This is a genomic window from Rhodococcus sp. C1, assembly GCF_020809065.1.
Classification (GTDB): Bacteria; Actinomycetota; Actinomycetes; order Mycobacteriales; family Mycobacteriaceae; genus Rhodococcus_F; species Rhodococcus_F qingshengii.
Genome location: NZ_CP078080.1, coordinates 1,097,731 through 1,120,394 on the forward strand (window position 1 = coordinate 1,097,731; position 22,664 = coordinate 1,120,394).

A 22,664-nucleotide genomic window follows, 5' to 3' on the forward strand; every position below is an offset into this window, starting at 1 on the left:
GTATCGGTCATCGTCACGCGTTAACCCGTGGTAGGAAGCGGAATCCGACGTACACTCCGTCTCGGTGCGGCCGTACCGTCGTCCAACCCGCGGCCCCGGGTTGACGGGTGGTCCAGGTCCCCGGGATCTGCGACGGTACGAGAGTGGCTACCGTTGCAGGCTTCTTCGGAGCTGTCTCGTCTTCCTCGGGATTCGGGATTACGTCGCCGATGACGGTGATCACGGCCTCGTCAGCGGACTCTCCACGACGGAACTCGATTGCTATTCCGCCCGAGCTGTACTTTCCCAGAACCGAATCCGGAATCGACTCCACACTCGCGGGGTTCGGGGCGAGGGCTTGCGGAGGTTCGAGTCCGACCAACGCGGCCGCGGCTTCGGTGAAGAGATCACGGTAGAGGCCGTCGGCCTTGCCGCCGCTGGTCAGCAGTGCGATCGCGACATTGTGGCGGGGGAAGATGCGCAGATACGCGTGCTGGCCGATGGTGCTGCCGTCGTGCCCGAAAATCTCTTCGCCCGACCAGGTTTCGTGGAACCAGCCCAAGCCCCAACCCGACTTGTCCGGGAACAGTTCGCTGATGTCGATTTCGGGTGTGCGCATCGCGGCGGCTGACTTTTCCGACACGATCCGTACGCCGTCGACGCTCTGTCCTTCGAGAAGACCGAGTTCCGCGAACGTGAGTAGATCTCCGATGCTGGCAGTGATGCAACCCGCGGGCCCCATCGAGCGCGTGATCGGCCAGACGGGCATCACGACGGAGTTCCCCGTATGACCCGCTGCCACAGAGTATCTCGGTGTATCTCCGGTCAACGTGAGTGTGTGCGCGAGGCCGAGCGGATCGATGATCCGCTCCTTGAGGATGTCGTCCCAGATGCCGCCGCGAAGAACCTCGACGATACGAGCTGCAAGGACGTACGCGGAGTTCGAGTACGCGAAGCCGTCCTCGAGTGGATGAACCTGACGGAAGTCACGCAGGCCCTCGACGTAGCGTTCGACGACGTCGTCGCCGCGACCCTTGTCGATGAACAGGTCACCGTCGATTCCGTTGCGATGGTTCAGAAGTGCGCGAACCGTGATGCGGGCAGCTGTTTCCTCGTCCTGCAGTGCGAAATCGGGCAGAATCGACCGGACGGTCGCGTCCAGGTCGAGCAAGCCTTCGTCGACAAGCTGCATGACCAGCATCGCGGTCCATACCTTGGTGATGGATCCGATCTGGAACAGGGAGTCGGTGGATACCTCGACCCCGGTGTCTGCGTTGATCACGCCGGAAGCCACCGTCGTACGGGTGATTTCCTTGCCGCTGGAATCGAGTGTGAGAATACCGAATTGAGCACCGGTGACGCCGTAACGCTCACACAGTACGTCCAGTGAGCGCTTCCACGCGTCGGCGCCGGCAGATGCATTGGCCAGGCCGGTCTTGGGCAGCTTCGCGGAGGTGTATCGCTTCACCCACTCGATGAGCCGCGTGCTGTAGTCGATTCGGTGCGAGATCGAGCCGTTGACGAGGAACCCGTGGCTTGCACCGGGATACGCCACCAGTCGGGTGGGTACATGCTGCTGGCGCAGTGCGGCGAACCAGGCCTCGGCCTGACCCAGCGGGCACCGCTCGTCCGACTTTCCGTGCAGGATCAGCGTCGGGGTCACCACATTCTTCACAGCGGCGAGCGGTGAGGCTGCCAGCAGCCCCGCGGAGTTCTCGGGAACAGTCGTGCCGGTGGCGAGTGACGCGAGGTGCGGACCGAAATCGCAGACTCCGGCCATGGCGTTGAAATCGCAGATCAGCCCGCCGGCAACTGCAGCGGCAAAACGATCCGTCGCGGACGTCAGGTGACACGTACTGTATCCGCCGTAGCTGTACCCGGTGATCGCCAGACGGTCCCCGTCGACAAGTCCCTCGGCGACAAGCGCGTCGATCGGCTCGAGGAAGTCGGCTTGGTCGGAGGTACCCCAGGCGCCGTTGACGGCGTACATGAAGTCTGCGCCGTACCCGTCCGACCCACGTGGATTGAGGGTCAGGATGCGCCAACCCTGGGCGGCGAGAACCTGGTGGGCGGGGTGATAGGTATCTGCAACGCCGGTCCACGCGTTGTGCGGTCCGCCGTGAATGTCGAGCAGAAGAGGTGCAGCGCCACTGGTTTCGGGAGCGGACAGTAACCAACCATGCACGGTGCGGCCGTCGGAGATGGTGAACTCGCGTTCCTCGGCGGCAAACAGTGTCACCTCGGGGAGTGCTTCTGCGGTGAATTTCGTCAGCGTGGTGACCGCGCCGCTGTCGAGATCGACGAGTGCGACCTCGCCGAAGGACTGCTGCGTGGTGACGATGACGGAGGCGACGCGGGCGTCACGGGCAACGGAGAGCGCCGAGACGACCTCGTTGGGATTGGCGACGAGGGATCGAGAGGTGCCGGTTTCGATGTCGGCCGCGTACAGATGCGTCCATCCACGATCGCGTAGGCAGAACACGATTTCGTCGCGAGTATTCGACAGTGCCGGTGTGCCGCCGGGGTAACCGGGTGCACCGGGCATCACGTTGCGATCGAGATGAGCTGTGAGGGTGACGTCGACCGGTGTCTCGGTTGGGCCGGGGACGGACAGCCGGATCAGGTCTGCAGTTCCGACACGGACCTCCGGAGTGCCGATGGCGACGACCGAATCTCCCTGCGGATGCCACAGTGTGGAGCCCTGCACTCCGGTGGCATGACCGAGTCGCTGCGGGGGAACCGACAGATCGTCGACGAGGATGCGGTAGGCGCTGAACGTGAGGTTCAGATCGCTGTCCGGTTCCAGATTCGCGGTGAAGGCGAGAGCCTTGCCGTCCGGTGACCAGGACGGAACGTCTGCATTCCAGTCACCGTCGGTGAGCCGTCGAACTGCCTTCGTCTCCAGTTCGACGGTGTGCAGGTGGCGCCGGAAGGTGCCGAGCCAACCGGCACCGTCCACCTTGTATCCGAGTCGGTCGGTGACGATGGGCGCGTTCGGGTCGGTGGAGTCCGAACGTGAGACCACGGCGGCGAATGCAATGGCTTTTCCGTCGGGGCTCCAGGCCGCTGCGCCGGCTCCGAGGGGGAGTGATGCTGCTGTGGTGAGGGTTTCGGCCTCGCCGCCGGCGAGCGGGATCAGGTGCAACTGCGCGGAGTCGCCGACCTTGCGGAGGAAGGCGATCGACGTTCCGTCCGGAGAGAACCGCGGGGCCGAATCGGCAGGTCCGGCAGTGAGGCGACGAGCCTGGGAATCGCGGGACACCGCCCACAATGATGTAGTTGCCTTTCCGGCAATTATTTCCGAGCGAACGAAGACGACCACGGCGCCGTCGGGAGAGATTGAGGTCTCCGTGGGTGTGACCACACGGTGGAGGTCGTCGAGAACAAATGGACGGTCAGTCATGTAGATCCTTCGAATCGGAGAAATAGATGCAGACGTAAAGCTTTGTCTTCCGGCTTATTTCAGAACGCGAATGCCAGGGCCGGCCAGGGTGCCGCCAACTGGTGCATACAGGGCCGTTGCGCCGTTGAAGAACATGAAGTTCGGCGACGTGGACACCGGAATGACGTCGGACGAGGTGAACAGTGCTTGTTCCGCTTCCTTCCACACCGAGCAGGATTCCTGCCCCGGCAGAACCGAGGCCTTCGCCGCCAGTTCGGCGTACTTTTGATTGTCGATCGATGCGAAGTTGACACCCGACGGTGGGGTGGGGCCGGCGAAGTACGGAACGAAGATGCTGGGGGTATCGCTCTGGACGGTCAGTCCGATCGAGATCGACCATGACGTCAGGTCTTTCGCTGCGAATGTGTTGGAAATGATGAAGTTGTTGTCACCACCACGAAGCTCTACCTTCGCGCCGAGCTCCTGCCACTGCTTCATCGCGTATTCTGCTGCTGCAGAGGTGGTGTCGCGGTAGTTGGCAAAGATGACCGTCAATTGCAGCGCTTGACCGTCCTTGGTCAGGACACCGTCGGATCCGGGCTTCCAACCGGCGTCCGCAAGAGTCTTTTTCGCAGCGGCCATGTCGAACTTCGGAACTACACCGGTGACGCTGTCGAAGTCACACGCCCGCGGATCGACTACTGCCAGTGCCGTAGCTCGTGAGCCTTTGCCACCGGTGTTGATGTCCGTGTAATCGTCGAGATCGATCGCCTGCACGAGTGCGGTGCGTACCGCTTCGTCCTTGGTGGGGAGAGCCGCATTGTGGTTGAAGATGAACTGTCCGCTCAGGGTGTTGGACGTCATCGACTCGAGGCCTGAAGCTTCCACACGTTCGATATCCGCGCCGGCAACCGGGGCCGCGTTGACCGTTCCGGTGAGGACGAGATTCGCCGTCGTCGCGGCGTCGGTCACGACCTTGATCGTGACCGTCTTGGGCACTCCGAGCGTGTCCGACGTGGTTTCGCCGTTCGGCCCCCAGTTGTATCCGTCGCGGCGTTCGAGCGTGACGTGATCGTTGGCCACTACTTCGGTGATCTTGAACAGTCCGGTTCCGTTGCTGCTGCCTCGAACACTGGCAGGGTCGTCGAGGGCTGCCTGGCACGCCATCTTGAGAGCGCCGATGCGCTCGAGGAGGAAGGGCGCGGGTTCCGTTGTCTTGATCGTGAGCTCGTCACCATCAGCGGTTGCTACCGCAGTTTCGGGTACGGATGCTCCCAACCACGGCGAGCCGTTGGTCGTGTCTACGACCCAGTTGATGTTGTTTGCCGCTGTCTGGGCAGTGAAGGTCGTGCCGTCTTCACACGTGATCCCCTTTTTGAGGGTGAAGTTCAGCGAAGTTCCGTTCTCGCTCCATTTTTCGGCCAGATACGAGCCCGCTGCGCGGGTTTTGGGGTCGATGGCCAACAACGAGTCGTTCGTATAGCTGTTGATCGCCTGCGTGGCAGTCAGATTGGTGATCAGGGGATGAAGGTTGCCGGGATCGGTGTTCACGATCGTGGTGAAACTGCCGTCCTTCGCGTAGTCGCCGGAAGAATTGCCGCCAGGATCAGAGGTGCTTCCGCACGAGGCAACCGTGAGAACGCCGATCGTGACCAGAGCCGCAGTGGGCACTGAGCGAGCTTTCATCTGATGCACCTTTTGATCGAAGGAAGTCGTTGATCAATGTTGCGCGAGGGACGTGGCCCAGGTCTCGTTGAATCGACTCATGCTGAGCGCCTGAATCTGTCGGATCGTCACAATGGGTGGTCGTCGTTTCTTGCCGCACCACGGTTCGACTACCGTCGGAGTGTGCGCTCAGAATCTCGTCGATCAGATATCCAGACCTTCCATGTCATGGATGTATGGAAGGCCGCGACCGAACGTCAGCGGACACATGGTGACGTCCTGACCTTGGCGGCAGGTCAACCGTCGACGCCCGCGCCGGCACCGGTGCTACGTGCGACGCGAGAGATTCTGGGCACCGAACTACTCGGGTATACCGAGACTTTCGGGATCCTGCAGCTACGCGAGGCTATTGCGCGCTACCACAGCGAGCGATCGGGAATCGCCGTCGACGCCGAAGACGTGGTGGTGACGACCGGTTCGTCCGGGGCGTTCACCTTGCTCTTCCTGGCCGCGTTCGACGAGGGCGACACCGTGGTGGTTGCTCGACCCGGATATCCCGCGTACCGCAATACCCTTGCCGCTCTCGGCTGCAACGTCGTCGAACTCGACTGCGGGCCGGCAACTCGATACCAGCCGACAGTGGAAATGCTCGAGGCTTTGCCGTCGCCGCCTGCCGGTCTGATCGTCGCGAGCCCGGCAAATCCCACGGGCACGGTGATCTCGCCCGAGGAGCTCGCTGCATTGGCGACGTGGTGCGAGCAGCACGGAACTCTTCTGATCTCGGACGAGATCTACCACGGCATCGGATACGGCGATCAGCACACGTCGAGCGCCTGGGAGACCTCACGCGAATCCGCCGTGATCGGCTCGGTGTCCAAGTACTTCTCGATGACGGGTTGGCGACTCGGGTGGATGTTGGTGCCGACCTATCTTCGGCGCCCGCTGCAGAGACTCGCGTCGAACATGACCGTGTGTCCGCCCGCGATCTCTCAGTACGCCGCCGTCGAGGCATTCTCGGACGAGGCGAAGGTCGAGTTGGACGGGCACGTTCAGCGGTACGCCGTCAATCGTGAACTGTTGTTGACCGGGTTGCCGAAACTGGGCATCACCGAGTTGGCTCCCGCCGACGGTGCGTTCTACGTCTACGCGGACATCGGCCATCTGTGTGGCGACGAGGGCGCCACCGCGTGGTGTGCCCGGTTGCTGACAGATACCGGGGTCGCGCTGGCACCCGGAATCGATTTCGACACCGTCCACGGAAACCGGATGGTCAGACTCTCGTTCGCGGGTGCGACAGCAGACATCCAGGAGGCACTGGCCCGCCTCGAGAAGTGGCTCGGGTAACAAACAGCAGGGTCTTCGAGCTGTTTCGCCATGCGGAGGTGCCCTCTGCTGGCACGATGTCGTGGTGTCTTCTGCAGCTACGCCCAAGGGCGAACGACGTCGCCAAGCTCTGGTGGCGTCCGCTGCTGAACTTTTGCTGGAGGGCGGGTTCGACGCCGTTCGTCACCGAGCGGTGGCAACCAGAGCTGACCTTCCACTGGCTTCGACGACCTATTACTTCGACTCACTCGACGATCTGATCGCGTGTGCCGTCGAGCTCAACGGCAACGCCGACATGGAAGCGATGCGCGCCAGAGTGGCTGCGGTGACCCAACGTCGGCGGGGCGCGGAATCAACCGTCGAACTGTTGGTCGAGCTGCTGCTCGGAGACGAAGAGAAGCGGCCGGAGAGCCGCGAGCGTTTGATCTCGCGCTACGAACGATTTGTGGCATGTGCCCGTCATCCCGCACTTCGTGACGTGCAGTTGCGCCTACGAGCCCAGCTCGACGACCTGTTGACCGATGCGCTTCGACGCTCGGGCCGGTCGGCTCCCGAGGGGCAATTGCGCCGTCTCGTCGCGATGGTCGACGGTGCGATGATCACGGCTCTGGGGGAGTACGACCCGGACCCACGGGGGTTGGCCAGGGGAATGCTCTTGGAATCGATCGACGTGATGGCGCCGCCGGTCTAGCTCGGTTCTCTATCGGGGGTAACGGCACTGCTTGGCCCCCGTTAGACTGAGGCCTCGTGAGCCGCATCCCGAATGTCCTTGCCAACCGCTACGCCAGCCCGGAGCTCGTTGCTCTGTGGTCTCCCGAGTACAAGATCGTGCTCGAGCGTCAATTGTGGGTGGCGGTGTTGCGTGCGCAGGCAGAGCTGGGCATCGACATTCCGGCCGACGCCATCGACGACTACGAGCGTGTCATCGACAACGTCGACCTCGAGTCCATCGCGGACCGCGAGCGGGTCACCCGCCACGACGTGAAGGCACGCATCGAGGAATTCAACGCACTCGCCGGGCACGAGCAGGTCCACAAGGGCATGACCAGCCGCGACCTCACCGAGAACGTCGAGCAGCTGCAGATCGTGCGTTCTCTCGAACATGTCTACAACCACGGCATCGCCGTTGCCGCCCGCTTGGGTGAGCGCGCTGCCGAGTACTCGTCCATCGTTATGGCCGGCCGCTCGCACAACGTCGCAGCTCAGGCCACCACCTTGGGCAAGCGTTTCGCTTCGGCCGCCGACGAGCTGCTGGTTGCACTGACGCGTCTGCGCCAGCTGATCGACCGGTACCCGCTTCGTGGGATCAAGGGCCCGATGGGGACCGCTCAGGACATGCTCGACCTCCTCGACGGCGATGCGGCCAAGCTCGAGCAGCTCGAAGCGAAGGTTGCGGAGCACCTCGGATTCGCTCACGTGTTGACCAGCGTCGGCCAGGTGTACCCGCGTTCCCTCGACCACGACGTCATCTCCGCGCTCGTCCAGGTCGGCGCGGGCCCGTCGTCGTTTGCACACACGATCCGCCTGATGGCCGGCCACGAGTTGGTCACCGAAGGCTTCCAGCCCGGCCAGGTCGGCAGCTCGGCGATGCCGCACAAGATGAACACCCGCTCGTGCGAGCGAGTCAACGGACTTCAGGTGATCCTGCGCGGATACGGCTCCATGGCAGCCGAGCTTGCGGGTGCGCAGTGGAACGAGGGCGACGTCTTCTGCTCCGTCGTGCGCCGCGTCGCGCTCCCGGACGCGTTCTTTGCGATCGACGGCATGTTCGAGACCTTCCTGACCGTGCTGATCGAGATGGGCGCGTACCCGGCCGTCATCGAGAAGGAACTGACCAGGTATCTGCCGTTCCTCGCCACGACGCGCGTGCTCATGGCCGCCGTCCGCGCCGGCGTCGGACGCGAGACCGCACACGAGGCGATCAAGGAGAATGCCGTCGCAGTTGCGCTGGCGATGCGTGAAGAGGGCAAGGAGCCCGACTTGCTCGATCGCCTTGCCGCCGACGACCGTTTGCCGCTCGACCGCGTTGCACTCGACGAGGCCCTGGCCGACAAGGCTGCTTTTGTCGGTGCCGCTTCGGCTCAGGTCGATGCCGTTGTCGCCGAGGTGCAGAAACTTGTCGACGCCAACCCCGAAGCTGCGGCGTACGCGCCGTCGCCGATTCTGTAAGGGCTACGCCCCGTGCGCCTTTTCGGTGGTCACCACTACCGAAAAGGCGCACAGGGTCGGAGACCATGGACTGCATCTTCTGTTCCATCATCGCCGGTGAGGCCGAGGCCAGCGTCGTCTACGACGACGCGAATGTCCTTGCCTTCATGGATATTCGGCCGTTCACATCCGGCCATCTCCTGGTCGTGCCGAAGCGCCACGCCAGTGGATTGTCCACGCTCGATCCCGACGACGGTGCCAGGATCTTCGCCGTCGCGCAGAAGATCGCCGCGGCGATGCGTACCGGATCTCTCCCCGTCGACGGAGTGAATCTGCACCTCTCCGACGGAGCTGTTGCGGGGCAGGAAGTCTTCCATGTTCATCTGCATGTCATTCCGCGAAATCGCGGCGACGGCTTCGGCCTGCGCGCCCTACCTCGCACGCCCAATCGGACAATCCTCGACAGCACGGCTGCCGTCATTCGAGGCGCACTGAACTAGAGGTTCACCCGGTGTGGGTGATTCGCGCCGAGGTTTCTCCCAGCACCATCTGGGTATGGCCGACATCGAACTGACGTATTCCTCCGGACTTGTCCCGAGGGACGGAGAGCTTCCCGCTCGCGAAACCATCGCAACGGTCTTCGACGAGCTCGACTTCCAAACAGCAGTGCAGGCGTACTTGTGGGCCATACCCATCGTGTCCTGGGCTCAGTGGATGGACGTGCATACCAACATCTTCGGAGCAACTGCCTCCGATATCGTCGTCTACCGCTCATATCGTGACCGACTAGGCCTGATCACCGCCAACGCGACGACTCCGTACATCTTGAACTTTTTCGATCTCGGTGCAACGGGGCCGTTGGTGATCGAATTGCCGCCAGGGCCGACCGCCGGGGGCATCGCAGATTTCTGGCAACGAGAATTCGCGGTGCTCGGTGAGATGGGCCCCGATGCAGGCAAGGGTGGCAAGACCCTGGTAGTCGGCCCAGGTCAGAGTGTCGAGGACACAGGTGATTACACCGTTGTCCACTCCCCGATGATGCACATCATGTTCGGCTTCCGCACGCTCGATCCCGACCCGGCGCGCTCGGACGCGTTGGTCGACGCCGTCCGGGTGTACCCGTACTCCGATCGTGAGAATCCGACTCCGACGCGTCTGGTCTCACCGGACGGCAAGCCCTGGAGCGGAATTCAGCCGCGAGACCTTCGATACTGGGAACTCCTGCACGACATCGTGCAGGACGAACCTGTCGAAGAGCGCGACCGCTTCCCGATGGCGTGGCTTCGGCAGCTGGGGATTGAGAAGGGCAAGCCCTTCGCCCCGGATGATCGAGTGAGAAAGATCTTGCGACGGGCCGTCGAAGTGGGGGAGGTGTTCGCCCAGGCGAATGCGTTCGTCAAACGCTTCCCCGGTTCGCGCTACTGGCCGGATCGCCAGTGGGACTTGGCGATTGTCCTGGACAACTCAGCTCAGCGAGGGGACAACTACGACGAGTTCTACGAACGCGCGTCGTGGTTCTACGAGGCGGTCACCTTCTCCGAGGCGATGAAGAGTACGACGCCCGGACTCGGGCAGGCATATCTGGGTAGCTACGCCGACGCCGAGGGGCACTGGTTGGACGGAGGAAAGAGTTACACACTCCACGTACCCGCCGATGTCCCGGCAAAGTTGTTCTGGTCCGCGACGGTCTACTCGGTCGACACACGCTGCCTTGTCGACAACCAGCAGGGCCGAGGCGACCGTGGCTCGCGAGATCCCGATCTTGTTGTCAACGAGGACGGTTCGGTGGATCTCTACTACGGACCTACAACTCCGGTAGGGAAGGAACCCAATTGGGTTCAGACCATTGCGGGTCAGCACTGGTTCTCGTACTTCCGCTTCTACGGACCGCTCGAACCATATTTCGATCGGACTTGGAAGCTTGGTGACATCGAGCCGGCCTAGAGCGTGGTCTGTCTCACGGACTGCCGATCAGTTCGACAACGGAGTCCAGAAGGACACTGCGCCAGCACAACCAGTCGTGGCCGCCGTCGAAGATCCGACACGACACTTGCGCTCCTGCGGCCTCCAGCGCCTGTGCGACCGCTGCGCTGTGCCCGACCATGTCGGACTCGTGCTTACCTACTTCGAGGACAACGCGTAAACCGTCCGGTACGCCGTCGCGCTCGATCCGTGCGGCTATGTCTCCACCCGGCGGGCCGTCTTCCCCGCGCTTCAAGCCGGTTGGCCACCAGAACGAACCGGACCCGCTGGCGACCAGCGCGAAGTGTTCGGGGAATTCGAGTGCTGCGAACATCGAAGCCAGGCCGCCGAAGCTCTGCCCCGAGACCACCGTTCGCGTTCGATCAGACGAGAAAGGTGTGACGGCGCGCACCTGCGGAAGCAGTTCGTCGACGACTGCACTCCAGTAGTCGCGGTTGCACGGCAATTCCTGCGAACGGCGTTGATTGTCAACGGAATCGATGGCAAGCAGAACGCAGGATTTCAGTTTGCCGGTCTGGACCGCACGATCGAAGGCGGCGCCTGCCGGCATGACCTCGGCCCAGTGGCGCCCGTCGAGAAGTATCACGAGCGGCCGTTCTTCGAGCGGTGTCAATCCGTCGTCCACGGTCTCGTAGATCCACACCGGCCGCTCGACGTCCAAAGTCGAACTAGCCCAGGTGAGCTGTACCGACTTCCTGAAAACTGGAGCATCCCAACCGAACTGGACCGGCGCCGAGGGCATCTCGGCGACGGAACGCCTTGTGTCCACACCTGCGGAAAGCGGATTGAGTGGGTCGGCAATTCGGTGCTCGAGCAACCCCAACCAGCGTGTGCGGCGGGTCGAGTCTTCCTTGCCTGCTCCCGGATAGTCGAACTCGTCGACTACGGACTTCGGTACCGGGATGATGCTGTAACTGCTACGCCAGGTGTTCGAGACTTCGGCGGTGTAGAACCACACCGGACTGTCGCCGAGTCGCTGCATCACGCTGAGTTGTTCTGCGTGATGGTCGGTCAGCGAATTTGCATCCAGGTAAACGCGCTCGACCTCGGTCTCCTCGGGCTGACGCCAGAGGAACGTAACTCGAACAGTCTGTGTATCAACGCTTTCGATGATCGGCGTTCCTTGTTGCACTATCCGATTCCAGGACGTCTCGATGTCGGGCGAGGCCGCGAGGGTAGCGGACAATTCGGTCACCGCCTGAGTTAGCATGAGCACAGCCTAACCTAATTTGATGGGCTTTTGAATTCGAGGAGTGGTCCGCCAGTGGGCGTCACAATGAAAAAATCACGCACCCTGAAGGTGCTCTCCGCAGTCTTGGTAGCAGGGTTCGCCCTCGCCGGTTGTAGTTCTGCGGATGCCGATTCCGATGCTGACTCAGCTGCATCGCAGGGTAATTGGCCGCGTATCGTGGAAACGCCGAAGGGGCCGGTGGAGATCACGTCGAAGCCGGAGAGGATCGTCTCGACCAGTGTGACGCTGACGGGCACGCTGTTGTCGATCGACGCTCCGGTGGTGGCTACCGCATCGACGGGACCGAACACCGACGTCTCGGATGCGCAGGGGTTGTTCACACAGTGGGGCGACATAGCAGAAGAACGCGGACTTGCAGTGTTGCCGATGGGCGGTGCGAACGCGGAATCCGTTCTGGCGCAGAACCCGGACCTGATCGTCGTCTCGGCAACTGGAGGTGACTCCGTCGTCGATCTGTACGAACAGTTCACGGCCATCGCGCCGACAATCGTGGTGGACTACGGCGGAAGTAGTTGGCAGGAAGTCGCCGCTGTGCTGGGTAAGGCGACAGGTCTCGAAGACAACGCGGCGGCCACGGTCGCGAAGTTCGACAGCGCAGTAGAGGCCGCGAAGGCCAAGATCACACTTCCCCCGCAGCCGACCACTGCGCTGGTCTACTACGAGGACGGCAGCGGCGCCAATATCTGGACGCACGAGTCGGGGCAGGCGAAGTTGCTCACGGCGATGGGTTTCACGGTCGCCGACATTCCCGAGTCCGCGAAGAGCAGTGAATCCATGGGTAAGCGCAAGGACATCATTCAGGTCTCGGCGGAGAACCTCTACGACGGTATCGCGGGCAACACCCTGATCTTGGTCAGTGCCGACGACGGTGCGGTGAAGGCGGTCGAGGCACTTCCACTGTTGGCCCAGCATCCGGCAATTCGTGATCACCACGTCTATGCCGTGGGTCTGGACACCTTCCGTCTCGACTACTACAGCGCAACCAACATGGTGAACCGGTTGGTCGAGCAGTTCAGCTGAGCCATAAGTACTAGGCCTTTCACCTTCAACTAGTGCTTTGGTAGGAGCCGGGAATCGAACATTCCCTTCACGTTCGCCGAATGTGGGACCAAGTGGTGCGCGCATGCCACCATGAACGTCAATCATCGGATGCGGAATGGGGAGTGGATGTTCGACTCGGCTGGTCAGAATGCCCCGGGGCAAGCCCTGGCATCGCGAGGGTGGGGACGTTTCAACCTGAACAACCCGGCCACGGCGGCCGTGATCGTCGGCCTGCTGAGTGTGCCGTGGGTGTTCGGTCTCGCCAGTCTCAAGACTGAACCCGAGACGAGCAATCGAGTGCTGAGCGATCCGGGAACCGTCGTCGGCATCATGGGTTTCCTGACGGTGTTGACCGTTGTGGCGTGTGCGCGCCGGCGGTACCCGATCGCGTACTACCTCCTGACGTTGGCAGGATCCGGCGGATTGATGCTCTTCCTCGGCAGTCGATCGCTGGGGGCCACGCCGCTTTTCTGGTTCGCGATCATGGCAGTGTCCATCCGAGTGACAGGCATGCGCCTGGTCGGACTGCTGGTCCTCGGAATGGCGATGGACGTGATCTTGGCGATGTATCTCACCGAACGGGACGGGCTGACGGTCGCCGAGGTTCAGGTGGGGGAGTTGCCTCACTTGTTCCTCGAACCGGCGGCAAACACCGTCACGAGTTTTCTGGTCGTCGCAGCCATGGGAAAGATCGTCGCGCGCCTGCGAAAACAAGCAGTGGAGAACAGTCAGGCAGTAGCGGATCTGCACCGGGACCGCGAACGCAAGATCGCGAATGCCGTTGTCGCCGAACGGCAGGACATGGCACGTGAACTGCACGATGTCGCTGCCCACCACATGACCGGCATGATCATCCAGGCTCGTGCCGCCGACAAGTTCTTCTCGAGCAATCCCGAACAAGCACAAGCCCTTCTGGGGGGCGTCATCGAGCAGGGTCAGCGGGCCCTCAACAGCTTGCGGCAGATCGTGGGGATACTTCGCCTGGGTGAGGAAGACCCCGATTTCCCGACGCCCATGGTCTCCGACATCGACGAGTTGGTGGACGACTGCAAGCGCACCATCTCGTCGATCTCGTTGGAGAAGGTCGGCCGCTTCGACGACCTGGACAGCGGAGTCCAGTTGACGTGTTACCGCATCGTGCAGGAGGCGTTGTCGAACGTCCTTCGCCATGCGCCGGGTAGCGAGTCCAAGGTGTGTCTGAGTCGAGAAGCCGGTGCGGTGAGGGTACGGGTGGTCAATACTCTCGGGAATGCTCGCCCGGCCTCCGACGGGCAAAACCTCGGAATTGTGGGAATGCGCGAACGCGCGACGCTCATGGGTGGTCAACTGGACGCCGGACCGAATTCGGAAGGTGAGTGGGCTGTGCAGGCACTGGTGCCGGTGAACGGGAGGATCAACGCATGATCGATGTCCTTATTGCAGACGACCAGCAGGTGGTACGGCAGGGGTTCGAGCTGTTTCTCTCCGGTCACCCCGAGATTCGCGTCGTCGGGCATGCCAAGACGGGAGTCGAGGCGTACGAGCAGGTGCGTGCACTGCGTCCGGACGTCGTGCTGATGGATATCCGAATGCCGCACGGCGACGGGTTGACTGCGACTCGGGAGGTCCTTGCCGAGTTTCCCGGGACCCGCGTCATCGTGATCACCACGTTCGATCTCGACGAGTACGTTTTCGAGGCGCTCGACAGCGGTGCCGCAGGGTTCTTGCTCAAAGACGCCGATCCCGAAGAGCTCTCGTCGGCAGTGTTGACCGTGGCCGAAGGTGGTTCGGTGCTCTCGCCGAGATTGACGTCGAGACTGATCGTGGAGTTCGCGAGGCGCAAGCCGGCACCGATGTCCACGGCGCGCTCCGGATCGGATCACGGTCTCAGTGCGCGTGAGATGGATGTGGTGCAGTTGCTGTCACAAGGCTTGGGAAACAACGACATCGCAGATTCCCTCAGCCTCGAACAGAGCACGGTGAAGTCGCACATCAGCAACATCTGCAAGAAGCTGCAGGTGCGTACCCGTGTGCAGATCGTCATCTGGGCGTACCGAAACAACGTGATCGCCGTATCGCGCTGACGCACGGGACGCTGCGGCGCATCCGCCGCGGCACGGGCAGAGAAGTACACGTGCCCCGGGTCCGATCCCTCGTCGAACCCGGGGCATCCGTGCCACTCAGCCCAGCAGTTTGGCTTTGAGCGTCATGACAGTCGCCGGGCTCAGACCCAGGCCCTCGGTCAGGTACCGATCGACCGACCCGTAGGTCTGGTCCAACTGGGCGAGACCGGCATCGAGATAGCTTGCCTCGACACCCAACAGGGGCTCCATGTTGACGGCCATCTGTTCGCCCAGGCTCGCCGCGATGCCCGCGCGCGTGGCCTTCATGCCTTCGGCTGTGTACTCGTTGGTCAGCAAGTAGTCGTTCATGATCACCGAGCGGTCGACACCGGCGATACTCAGCAGCAGAAACGACGTCCAGCCGGTGCGGTCTTTGCCTGCGGTGCAGTGGAAGACCTGTGCACCTTCGGTTTCCGCGAGACCCGTGAGCAACTGCGCGAACCCGGCTCGCTCCGTCGCTCCGGTGACGAAGGCGCGGTTCATGTCCTGCATCATCGATCGTGAGTCCTCGGGGGACTTGATCTTCGCGATCATCTCGGCGATGTTCCCGGACAGGATCGGAATGTTCTCGTACGCAACCCCGTCGGGCAAGACATCGGGCTTACTGGCGATCTCGGGTTCAGTGCGCAGATCGTAAACCTTTGTCAGTCCCAGCTTTTCGAGATTGCTCATGTCATCGCCCTTGGGCGTGATCGCGTTCGCGCGGTAGAAGACTCCCTTGTTCACGGGCAGGCCGAAAGTTCCCGAGTATCCGGCGCCGGTGCCTGCGACGTCGCGGAAATTGTCGATCCCGGTCAGCCGCGGCGCATCTGGGGTCTGCTCGGAACTGCCGAGGTTGCTGGATCCGAAATCCAGCGAGCCGAACAGCGGAGCCGAGGGGCCAGGTTCGGCCTGCGCGATCGAGGCGCCGAAACCGGTGATGAGAAAGCTACTGGTCAACGCAATGGCCGCGGCAGACCGTAGTGAGCAGGTACGGGTGGATCGGGACATGTGTGAGCCCTTCGTCGAGCGGAGAGAGTGGCGAGTCGATGAGGTATCGCGAAGGCAAGGTAGCGAGTTCGCGTGTCCGATTCGAGAGGAATCTTGCTTTGCTCCCTCTCAGTGGGAGGCGTGCTGCTGTGAGCGTGGGCGGCTCGGGAGGCGCAGTTCATTCCTCGGGACCTGTGTTTGTGTAAAGGTCCGGTGCCCTGATATTGGTTAGCCTCACCAAATCAATTCCGGAGCGGTCCGGTGCGTTCAGATGGAGTTCAACATGCGGGTTCAAGGTCTGTCGCGGTTTCGCCGCGCAGTGGTGATCGGCGCAGCAGCTGCGCTGGCGGTCGGCGTCGCCGGCTGCAGCAACTCCGAGGAGGCGTCGTCGTCCGAATCGTCGACGACAGCCGCGAGCTCGCAGACCCGTGTCTTCGAGGCACAGAACGGATCCATCGAGATCCCGAGCGACCCGCAACGGATCGTGGCCTGCGGATACGCAGTTCTGCCGCTGATTCAGGCGGGAGCGAACCTGGCAGCAGTATGCGAGTGGACCCGTGAACTCGGCAACATGGACGACAAGACCAAGGCCGCTTACGAAGCTCTGCCGAAGGTCGCGCCCGACGGCAACGTCTCCCAGCTCAACTACGAGGGAATCGTCGCTGCCGAGCCCGATCTGATCATCATGGGTGTTCCCGCTCGAGTCGAAAGCCAGCTGGACATGGCGCAGCTCGAGGCGGCCGCTCCCGTCGTCTTCCTGGGACCGACGGTTCCTGCTGATTGGCGAGTGCTGGGCGAGCAGTTCGCCGATGCCGCGAATGTCTCCGACACCTACGGCGAGTTCAAGGACGACTACGACGCCAAAACCGCCGAACTGGCCGCGAAGTACAAGGACAAGCTCGGCTCGTTGACCTTCGGCGGCGTGTGCAACGTCTGCAAGCCGGAGGCCGGCACCTTCTCACGCGAGTACGCGTCTTCGTACACGACCAATCTCTTCGACGGACTCGGACTGCAGTTCCCCGGCACCCCCGCAGACCCCGCCGACATCCACGTCGAACAGGTATCCATCGAGAAGATCGGCGAAAATCTCGGAAATGTCGACGTGATCGTCTACGGCCTCAACGCCGACGGCTCGATGTCTCCGCAGTTGCAGGAGCTGGTCAATTCCGAGCTGTGGAAGGAATTGCCCGCAGTGAAGGCCGGCAACGTCGTCCAGGTCCAGCATTCGCTGGCCGCGACCTATCAGACGGCTCTTCTGACGCTGGATTCGATCGACGAGGGCCTGTCGAAGCTGCCCGCAAACCAGTAGTTCATCGACTGTGACGGTGGCCTCTCGCCTGCTGGCGAGGGGCCACCTGCATATCCGGATGAGCAGGGCGGACAGCTCTCCGATCGGCGAGGACGCTTACCTGTCCCGGCTACCGGGGTTCTGTACGAACTGCGAACGCCCGATAGGGTGACCGGGTGCGTCCTACACTTGATTCCTACACTCATCTGGCCGGTGGCAAGGTCCGTGACCTTTACACGATCGACGACGAGCATCTGCTGCTTGTCGCGAGTGATCGGATCTCGGCCTACGACCACGTGCTCAGCACGCCGATCCCGGACAAGGGTCGCGTGCTCACCGCGATGAGCGTGTTCTTCTTCAACGTCCTCGGTGGCACCAACCACCTGGCCGGCGAGCCCGACGACGATCGCATCCCGGAAGAGGTACTCGGCCGCGCTCTCGTCGTGCGCTCCCTCGACATGGTTCCCGTCGAATGCGTCGTTCGTGGCTTCCTCACCGGCTCCGGCTTGGTCGACTACAACAACACCGGCGCAGTGTGCGGCGTCGCGTTGCCCGAGGGCCTCGTCGAGGCGTCGCGTCTGCCCGACCCGATCTTCACCCCGGCGTCCAAGGCGGCTCTCGGGGATCACGACGAGAACATCAGCTTCGATCAGGTAGTGGAGAAGGTCGGCCAGAAGCTGGCAGTGCAGCTTCGCGAGGACACTCTCGACGTCTATGCCCGCGCCTCCAACTTCGCAGCCGATCGCGGAATCATCCTTGCCGACACCAAGCTCGAATTCGGTCTCGACTCCGCTGGAAACCTCGTGCTCGCCGACGAGGTGCTCACCCCCGACTCGTCGCGCTACTGGCCTCTCGAAGGCTACGAAGCGGGCAAGGTGCAGCCCAGTTTCGACAAGCAGTTCGTGCGCGACTGGCTCACGAGCCCCGAATCCGGCTGGGACCGTAGCTCGGACACGACACCGCCGCCGTTGCCGCAGGAGATCGTCGACGCGACCCGGGCACGCTACATCGAGGCGTACGAGCGCATTTCCGGTCTGTCCTTCGACGATTGGGTCGGTCCCAGCGCATGAGCCTGATCCCGCCGGTCGCAAAGAAGGTCCCCACCGAACGTACCCATCACGGACACACGTTCGTCGATGACTACGAGTGGCTGCGGGACAAGGACAACGCCGAGGTAGTCGCATACCTCGAAGCCGAAAACGCGTACACCGACGAGCAGACGGCCGCGCTCGAGCCATTGCGCGAGAAGATCTTCCAGGAGATCAAGTCGCGGACGCAGGAAACCGACATGTCGGTGCCCACTCGCATGGGTAAGTGGTGGTACTACTCGCGCAGCGTGGAAGGCAAGTCGTACACCGTCCAGTGCCGGTGCCCCATCGCCGGTGAAGACGACTGGACTCCGCCCGACCTGACGCCCGGCGTCGAGCTGGCCGACGAGCAGATCCTCATGGACGGCAACGTCGAAGCCGAAGGGCACGAGTTCTTTTCGCTCGGCGCGTTCTCCATCAGCGAGGACGGCACGTTGCTCGCGTACTCGGTGGACATCGTCGGCGACGAGCGGTACACCTTGCGGTTCAAGAACCTCGAGACCGGTGAGATGCTCGCCGACGAGATTCCCGATACCGCGCCTGGCGCCACCTGGGCGATCGACCACAGTCACGTCTTCTACATGACGGTCGACGACTCCTGGCGTCCGGACACGGTGTGGCGTCACAAGCTGGGAACGCCGCAGAGTAAAGATGTTTCGGTGTTCCACGAGCCCGACGAACGGTACTGGGTTTCGGTGGGGTCCACCCGCAGTGAGAAGTACCTGATGATCTGGGTCGGTTCCAAGGTGACCAGCGAAGGCTGGATGCTGGAATCGGCGAACCCGGAAGGCGAATTCCGCGTCATCATCCCACGTCGCGAGGGCGTCGAGTACGGGGCCGAGCACGCCGTGATCGGGGGAGAGGACCGTTTCCTCATTCTCCACAACGACGTCGTCGACGGCATCAAGGCCGAGAACTTCGTGTTGGTGGAAGCTCCCGTGTCGGATCCGACGAACATGACGACGCTGATCGAGCACAGCGCCGACGTTCGGCTGGAAGAAGCCGAAGCCTTTGCCGGACACCTCGTCCTGAGCTACCGACGCGAGGCGCTCACTCGGGTTGCCGTGTGGCCGTTGACGGATGACGGCTACGGCGAACGCCACGAGATCGACTTCGACGAAGAACTCTTCAGCATCGGCATGGGGTCCAACCCGGAATGGGCGCAGCCCACCATCCGGCTCGGCTTCACGTCGTTCATCACTCCCGGGCAGGTGTACGACTACTACGTCGCCAGTGGTGAACTGGCACTGCGCAAGTCGCAGCCTGTTCTCGGTGACTTCGATGCGAGTAACTACGAGCAGCGTCGCGACTGGGCAGTAGCCGACGACGGAACCCGCATTCCGCTCTCGATCGTGAGGCGCGTAGGTGCGCCGGAAGGTCCCGCGCCGCTGCTGTTGTACGGCTACGGTTCCTACGAGGCGAGCATCGACCCGTCGTTCTCGGTTGCCCGCTTGTCGTTGCTCGATCGCGGTGTCGTCTTCGTCGTCGCACACGTGCGCGGCGGCGGCGAGATGGGCCGTCACTGGTACGAAAACGGCAAGACGCTCACCAAGAAGAACACCTTCACCGATTTTGTCTCTTGCGCAAAGCATTTGATCGACACCGGTGTCACGTCGGCCGACCGGATGGTTGCCGACGGCGGTAGTGCAGGTGGATTGCTGATGGGCGCTGTCGCCAACATCGCTCCGGAACTGTTTGCCGGCATTCTCGCCAATGTTCCGTTTGTCGACCCGTTGACGTCGATTCTCGATCCGTCGCTGCCGTTGACGGTCATCGAGTGGGACGAATGGGGAGATCCGCTGCACAACAAGGACGTCTACGACTACATGCGCTCGTACAGCCCGTACGAGAACGTGGAAGCCAAGGACTATCCCGCCATTCTTGCGATCACGAGCATCAACGACACCCGTGTTCTGTACGTGGAGCCGGCCAAGTGGGTCGCAAAACTGCGCGCCACCAAGACCGGTGATGCTCCGCTACTTCTCAAGACCGAGATGAGCGCCGGGCACGGCGGTGTCAGCGGTCGGTACGAGAAGTGGAAAGAGGTCGCGTTCGAGTTCGCCTGGGTGTTGGACACCGTGGGCGCGAACTAGCTTCTGTGTCAATCAGGTTCGGTGACTGTCAGGTTCTGCGGTAACGAACCTGAGGGCGCCCAGCGCGCCCGTACTCGGTCTCCCGGGTGAGCATGCCGTCGTCTGCCAGCTTTTCCAGGTAGCGCCAGGCTGTCACCCGGGACACGCCGACCGATGCTGCCACCTCGGCGGCGGTCACAGGACCTTCCGAATCCCGGACGGACGCTGCGACGAGTCCGAGTGTTTGAGACGCAAAGCCTTTCGGTGCCGCTGCTCGATCGTCGGACGTTCGTAGCGCGGACATCGCGCGGTCGATGTCGTGTTGACTGACCGCAGACTCTCCAGCGGGAAGCGCTGCACGATATTCGAGGTAGCGCTCGAGCTTGTCGCGGAATGCTGCGAAAGTGAACGGCTTGAGAAGATAGAGGACGATCCCGCGAGCCACGGCGCTTCGGACCACCTCCAGATCGCGCGCCGAGGTAACCGCGATGATGTCCGGACTGGGCCGCAAACCGCCCAGGGCGGAAGCCACGTCGAGACCGCTGGCGTCGGGCAACCCGATGTCGAGCAGGACCAGGTCGATGGGCTGGTCGGTGGCGTTGGCCGCCGTAACTGCACGCACGGCGGCGTTCCCGGAATGAACCACGCCGTGGACCACGAATTCCGGCACACGCTCGACGTACGAACGGTGCGCCTGGGCGATCAACGGTTCGTCGTCGACTATCAGCACACGGATCATCGCGGTGCTTCCACCTCGCGCAGCGGGATACGGACAACCAGCATGGAGCCCATCGCCGGCTCGCTGGTGAGCGTGCCGCCGTGCCGTTTCACAACTTGAGAGACCAGTGCGAGACCGAGTCCGCGAGAGCCGGATTTTGTGGAGTAGCCACGGCCCTTGGCCTTTTCGAGTGCTTCGGGTGTCATTCCCGGGCCGCTGTCGGCGACGGCAACAACCATCATCGAATCCTCTTCCATTACCGTCACTTCCACCCACGGAGACTCGCTCGCGCGCGATGCGTCAATAGCATTGTCCACGAGATTGCCGACCAGCGTGACCAACTCGCGTGCATTGAGCGAAGGAACCGGACCGAGCGCGGTGTCTTCGGTGATGGTCAGGTCGACCCCGCGTTCGGCCGCTTCACTCATTTTCCCGAGCAGCAGTGCGGCGAGCGCCGGCTCGTGGACCGCATTCATCAGACGATCTATCAACTGTTGGGACACTCGCAATTCATTGGTGGCGAAGGCCACTGCGTCGTCGTTCCGGCCCAACTCGACCATCGTGATGATCGTGTGAAGACGATTTGCACTCTCGTGGGCTTGCGATCGAAGCGACTCGGCAAAACTGCGTACCGAATCCAATTCCCCGAGTACGTTCTGCAATTCGGTGTGATCGCGAATTGTCAGCACGGTGCCAATTCTGTTGCCCTCCCACTCAACCGGGTGTTGGTTGACCACCAGCACACGCTTGTCGGTGAGGTGCACTTGATCCTTCGCGGGAGAGGCGTCGTCGACTCGCATGGTCTCGGGGATGGACGAAAGTGGCACGGGCCCGTCCGGTAGATCGAGGAGGCGACGCGCTTCGTCGTTGACGATATCCACTCGCGCATCTCTGCTTCGGCCTCGCCCGATCACCACCAGACCCTCACCGATGCTGTGCAGGACGGCGTCGTGGTGTTCGTACATGGTGCGCAGTTCATCCGGCGCCATCCCCAGGGTCTGTCGCCGGATACGCCGACTCACCAGAAGTGAACTCAGGAGGGCGGCAAGAAGACCGCCGCCGGCAACGAACAGGATGACCGGAACACTTTGGGCGAACTGCTTGCTGATCTGCTCGCGGGTGACACCGGCAGAAACCAGACCGACCAGGGTTCCGCCGGAATCGTAAACAGGAGTGACTGCGCGGATCGACGGCCCCAGCGACCCGGCGTACGTCTCTGTGAAGGTCACGCCGGCAAGTGCGCGGTCGATGTTCCCGGTGAAGAGTTGACCGATCAGCTCCGGGCTCGTGTGGGTGAACCGAGTGCGATCAGGCGCCATCACCACGATGAAATCGACGCCGGTTGCCTGTCGGATCTTCTCGGTCTGTGGTTGCAGAATCGCGGTCGGGTCCGGACTCGTCAGGGCTGCCGCCGTCGAATCCGACAGGGCGAGAGTCTGCGCTATCGAGCTCACCTGCCTGCGGATCGCGTCGTCGCTGTCTCGGCGTTCGTCGACAACTGCGAGCGCGGCCCCCACACCGATGACCAGCGCCAACAACGCCAATTGCAGGAGCAGGATCTGCCTGGCGACGCTCATACGTCGGCCGGTCTTTCGTTCGACCATCGAGCGCCTCCTGAACGTAATGAACACAAACTTCCGGGCCCACCTGTTTG

At 62.5% G+C, this 22,664-nt stretch carries 17 protein-coding genes; 11 read left to right on the forward strand and 6 right to left on the reverse strand.

Annotated elements, in window-relative coordinates; all coding sequences use genetic code 11:
* Positions 1-13: 13 nt before the first annotated feature.
* Both KTR60_RS05000 and KTR60_RS05005 read right to left on the reverse strand, forming a co-directional pair.
* Positions 14-3,382 (reverse strand): serine hydrolase, encoded by a 3,369-nt coding sequence (locus tag KTR60_RS05000; protein ID WP_228401913.1) that lies wholly within the window; start codon positions 3,380-3,382, stop codon positions 14-16.
* 54 nt (positions 3,383-3,436) lie between these two features.
* On the reverse strand, positions 3,437-5,047 hold the full coding sequence (locus KTR60_RS05005) for an ABC transporter substrate-binding protein (RefSeq protein ID WP_042452661.1): 1,611 nt from the start codon (positions 5,045-5,047) through the stop codon (positions 3,437-3,439).
* 162 nt (positions 5,048-5,209) lie between these two features.
* On the opposite strand from KTR60_RS05005, the gene KTR60_RS05010 reads away from it, so the two are divergent.
* The 5 genes from KTR60_RS05010 to KTR60_RS05030 all read left to right on the forward strand — a co-directional run bounded on the left by KTR60_RS05010 (position 5,210) and on the right by KTR60_RS05030 (position 10,441).
* Positions 5,210-6,370 carry a pyridoxal phosphate-dependent aminotransferase gene (locus tag KTR60_RS05010; protein WP_228401914.1) on the forward strand — a complete coding sequence of 387 codons (1,161 nt, stop codon included), beginning with the start codon at positions 5,210-5,212 and terminating at the stop codon, positions 6,368-6,370.
* Positions 6,371-6,434: 64 nt separating this feature from the next.
* A complete protein-coding gene (locus KTR60_RS05015) occupies positions 6,435-7,040 on the forward strand; it encodes a TetR/AcrR family transcriptional regulator (RefSeq protein WP_003945736.1) in 606 nt (201 codons plus the stop codon).
* Positions 7,041-7,096: 56 nt separating this feature from the next.
* Positions 7,097-8,518: an adenylosuccinate lyase gene (gene purB, locus KTR60_RS05020; protein ID WP_003945775.1), complete on the forward strand. Its 1,422-nt coding sequence runs from the start codon at positions 7,097-7,099 to the stop codon at positions 8,516-8,518.
* Positions 8,519-8,583: 65 nt separating this feature from the next.
* The gene (locus tag KTR60_RS05025; RefSeq protein ID WP_042920316.1) at positions 8,584-8,997 is read left to right on the forward strand and encodes an HIT family protein; all 414 of its coding nucleotides are present in this window, start codon (positions 8,584-8,586) and stop codon (positions 8,995-8,997) included.
* Between the two features lie 55 nt (positions 8,998-9,052).
* Positions 9,053-10,441 (forward strand): DUF1254 domain-containing protein, encoded by a 1,389-nt coding sequence (locus KTR60_RS05030; protein WP_076948615.1) that lies wholly within the window; start codon positions 9,053-9,055, stop codon positions 10,439-10,441.
* A 13-nt stretch (positions 10,442-10,454) separates the two neighbouring features.
* Here the strand turns inward: KTR60_RS05030 and fes are convergent, their stop codons facing one another.
* Positions 10,455-11,690, reverse strand: a complete 1,236-nt coding sequence (fes, locus tag KTR60_RS05035) for an enterochelin esterase (RefSeq protein ID WP_228401915.1) — start codon at positions 11,688-11,690, stop codon at positions 10,455-10,457.
* Positions 11,691-11,756: 66 nt separating this feature from the next.
* Between fes and fepB the strand changes: the two genes are divergently transcribed.
* From fepB to KTR60_RS05050, 3 genes are all read left to right on the forward strand, one after another.
* Positions 11,757-12,752, forward strand: coding sequence for a Fe2+-enterobactin ABC transporter substrate-binding protein (gene fepB / locus KTR60_RS05040; RefSeq protein ID WP_042920315.1), 996 nt, complete (start codon positions 11,757-11,759; stop codon positions 12,750-12,752).
* 147 nt (positions 12,753-12,899) lie between these two features.
* Positions 12,900-14,177, forward strand: coding sequence for a sensor histidine kinase (locus KTR60_RS05045; protein WP_007734428.1), 1,278 nt, complete (start codon positions 12,900-12,902; stop codon positions 14,175-14,177).
* Positions 14,174-14,836 (forward strand): response regulator transcription factor, encoded by a 663-nt coding sequence (locus KTR60_RS05050; protein WP_003945911.1) that lies wholly within the window; start codon positions 14,174-14,176, stop codon positions 14,834-14,836. The genes KTR60_RS05045 and KTR60_RS05050 overlap by 4 nt, the downstream gene beginning before the upstream one ends.
* A 96-nt stretch (positions 14,837-14,932) precedes the next feature.
* Here the strand turns inward: KTR60_RS05050 and KTR60_RS05055 are convergent, their stop codons facing one another.
* Positions 14,933-15,865, reverse strand: coding sequence for a tyrosine-protein phosphatase (locus KTR60_RS05055; protein WP_007734429.1), 933 nt, complete (start codon positions 15,863-15,865; stop codon positions 14,933-14,935).
* A 250-nt stretch (positions 15,866-16,115) separates the two neighbouring features.
* On the opposite strand from KTR60_RS05055, the gene KTR60_RS05060 reads away from it, so the two are divergent.
* The 3 genes from KTR60_RS05060 (at position 16,116) to KTR60_RS05070 (ending at position 20,313) form a co-directional block, all read left to right on the forward strand.
* Positions 16,116-17,153, forward strand: a complete 1,038-nt coding sequence (locus tag KTR60_RS05060; RefSeq protein ID WP_128637852.1) for an ABC transporter substrate-binding protein — start codon at positions 16,116-16,118, stop codon at positions 17,151-17,153.
* A gap of 155 nt (positions 17,154-17,308) precedes the next feature.
* The gene (locus tag KTR60_RS05065) at positions 17,309-18,202 is read left to right on the forward strand and encodes a phosphoribosylaminoimidazolesuccinocarboxamide synthase (RefSeq protein ID WP_003945463.1); all 894 of its coding nucleotides are present in this window, start codon (positions 17,309-17,311) and stop codon (positions 18,200-18,202) included.
* Positions 18,199-20,313, forward strand: coding sequence for a S9 family peptidase (locus tag KTR60_RS05070; protein ID WP_215515663.1), 2,115 nt, complete (start codon positions 18,199-18,201; stop codon positions 20,311-20,313). Before KTR60_RS05065 ends, KTR60_RS05070 begins: the two co-directional genes overlap by 4 nt.
* A 28-nt stretch (positions 20,314-20,341) precedes the next feature.
* Here KTR60_RS05070 and KTR60_RS05075 read toward each other — a convergent pair whose 3' ends face one another.
* Positions 20,342-21,031, reverse strand: a complete 690-nt coding sequence (locus KTR60_RS05075; RefSeq protein WP_003945570.1) for a response regulator — start codon at positions 21,029-21,031, stop codon at positions 20,342-20,344.
* Complete coding sequence (locus KTR60_RS05080; protein ID WP_042920313.1) at positions 21,028-22,614, reverse strand: sensor histidine kinase; 1,587 nt, start codon at positions 22,612-22,614, stop codon at positions 21,028-21,030. The genes KTR60_RS05075 and KTR60_RS05080 overlap by 4 nt, the downstream gene beginning before the upstream one ends.
* Between the last annotated feature and the right edge of the window lie 50 nt (positions 22,615-22,664).

Excerpts from the sequence above, each read along its gene's own strand:
- KTR60_RS05000 (WP_228401913.1), bottom strand. The coding sequence starts at position 3,382 with ATGACTGACCGTCCATTTGTTCTCGACGACCTCCACCGTGTGGTCACA.
- KTR60_RS05005 (WP_042452661.1), bottom strand. The coding sequence starts at position 5,047 with ATGAAAGCTCGCTCAGTGCCCACTGCGGCTCTGGTCACGATCGGCGTT.
- KTR60_RS05025 (WP_042920316.1), top strand. The coding sequence starts at position 8,584 with ATGGACTGCATCTTCTGTTCCATCATCGCCGGTGAGGCCGAGGCCAGC.
- KTR60_RS05030 (WP_076948615.1), top strand. The coding sequence starts at position 9,053 with ATGGCCGACATCGAACTGACGTATTCCTCCGGACTTGTCCCGAGGGAC.
- fes (WP_228401915.1), bottom strand. The coding sequence starts at position 11,690 with ATGCTAACTCAGGCGGTGACCGAATTGTCCGCTACCCTCGCGGCCTCG.
- fepB (WP_042920315.1), top strand. The coding sequence starts at position 11,757 with ATGAAAAAATCACGCACCCTGAAGGTGCTCTCCGCAGTCTTGGTAGCA.
- KTR60_RS05045 (WP_007734428.1), top strand. The coding sequence starts at position 12,900 with ATGTTCGACTCGGCTGGTCAGAATGCCCCGGGGCAAGCCCTGGCATCG.
- KTR60_RS05050 (WP_003945911.1), top strand. The coding sequence starts at position 14,174 with ATGATCGATGTCCTTATTGCAGACGACCAGCAGGTGGTACGGCAGGGG.
- KTR60_RS05055 (WP_007734429.1), bottom strand. The coding sequence starts at position 15,865 with ATGTCCCGATCCACCCGTACCTGCTCACTACGGTCTGCCGCGGCCATT.
- KTR60_RS05060 (WP_128637852.1), top strand. The coding sequence starts at position 16,116 with ATGGAGTTCAACATGCGGGTTCAAGGTCTGTCGCGGTTTCGCCGCGCA.
- KTR60_RS05070 (WP_215515663.1), top strand. The coding sequence starts at position 18,199 with ATGAGCCTGATCCCGCCGGTCGCAAAGAAGGTCCCCACCGAACGTACC.
- KTR60_RS05075 (WP_003945570.1), bottom strand. The coding sequence starts at position 21,031 with ATGATCCGTGTGCTGATAGTCGACGACGAACCGTTGATCGCCCAGGCG.
- KTR60_RS05080 (WP_042920313.1), bottom strand. The coding sequence starts at position 22,614 with ATGGTCGAACGAAAGACCGGCCGACGTATGAGCGTCGCCAGGCAGATC.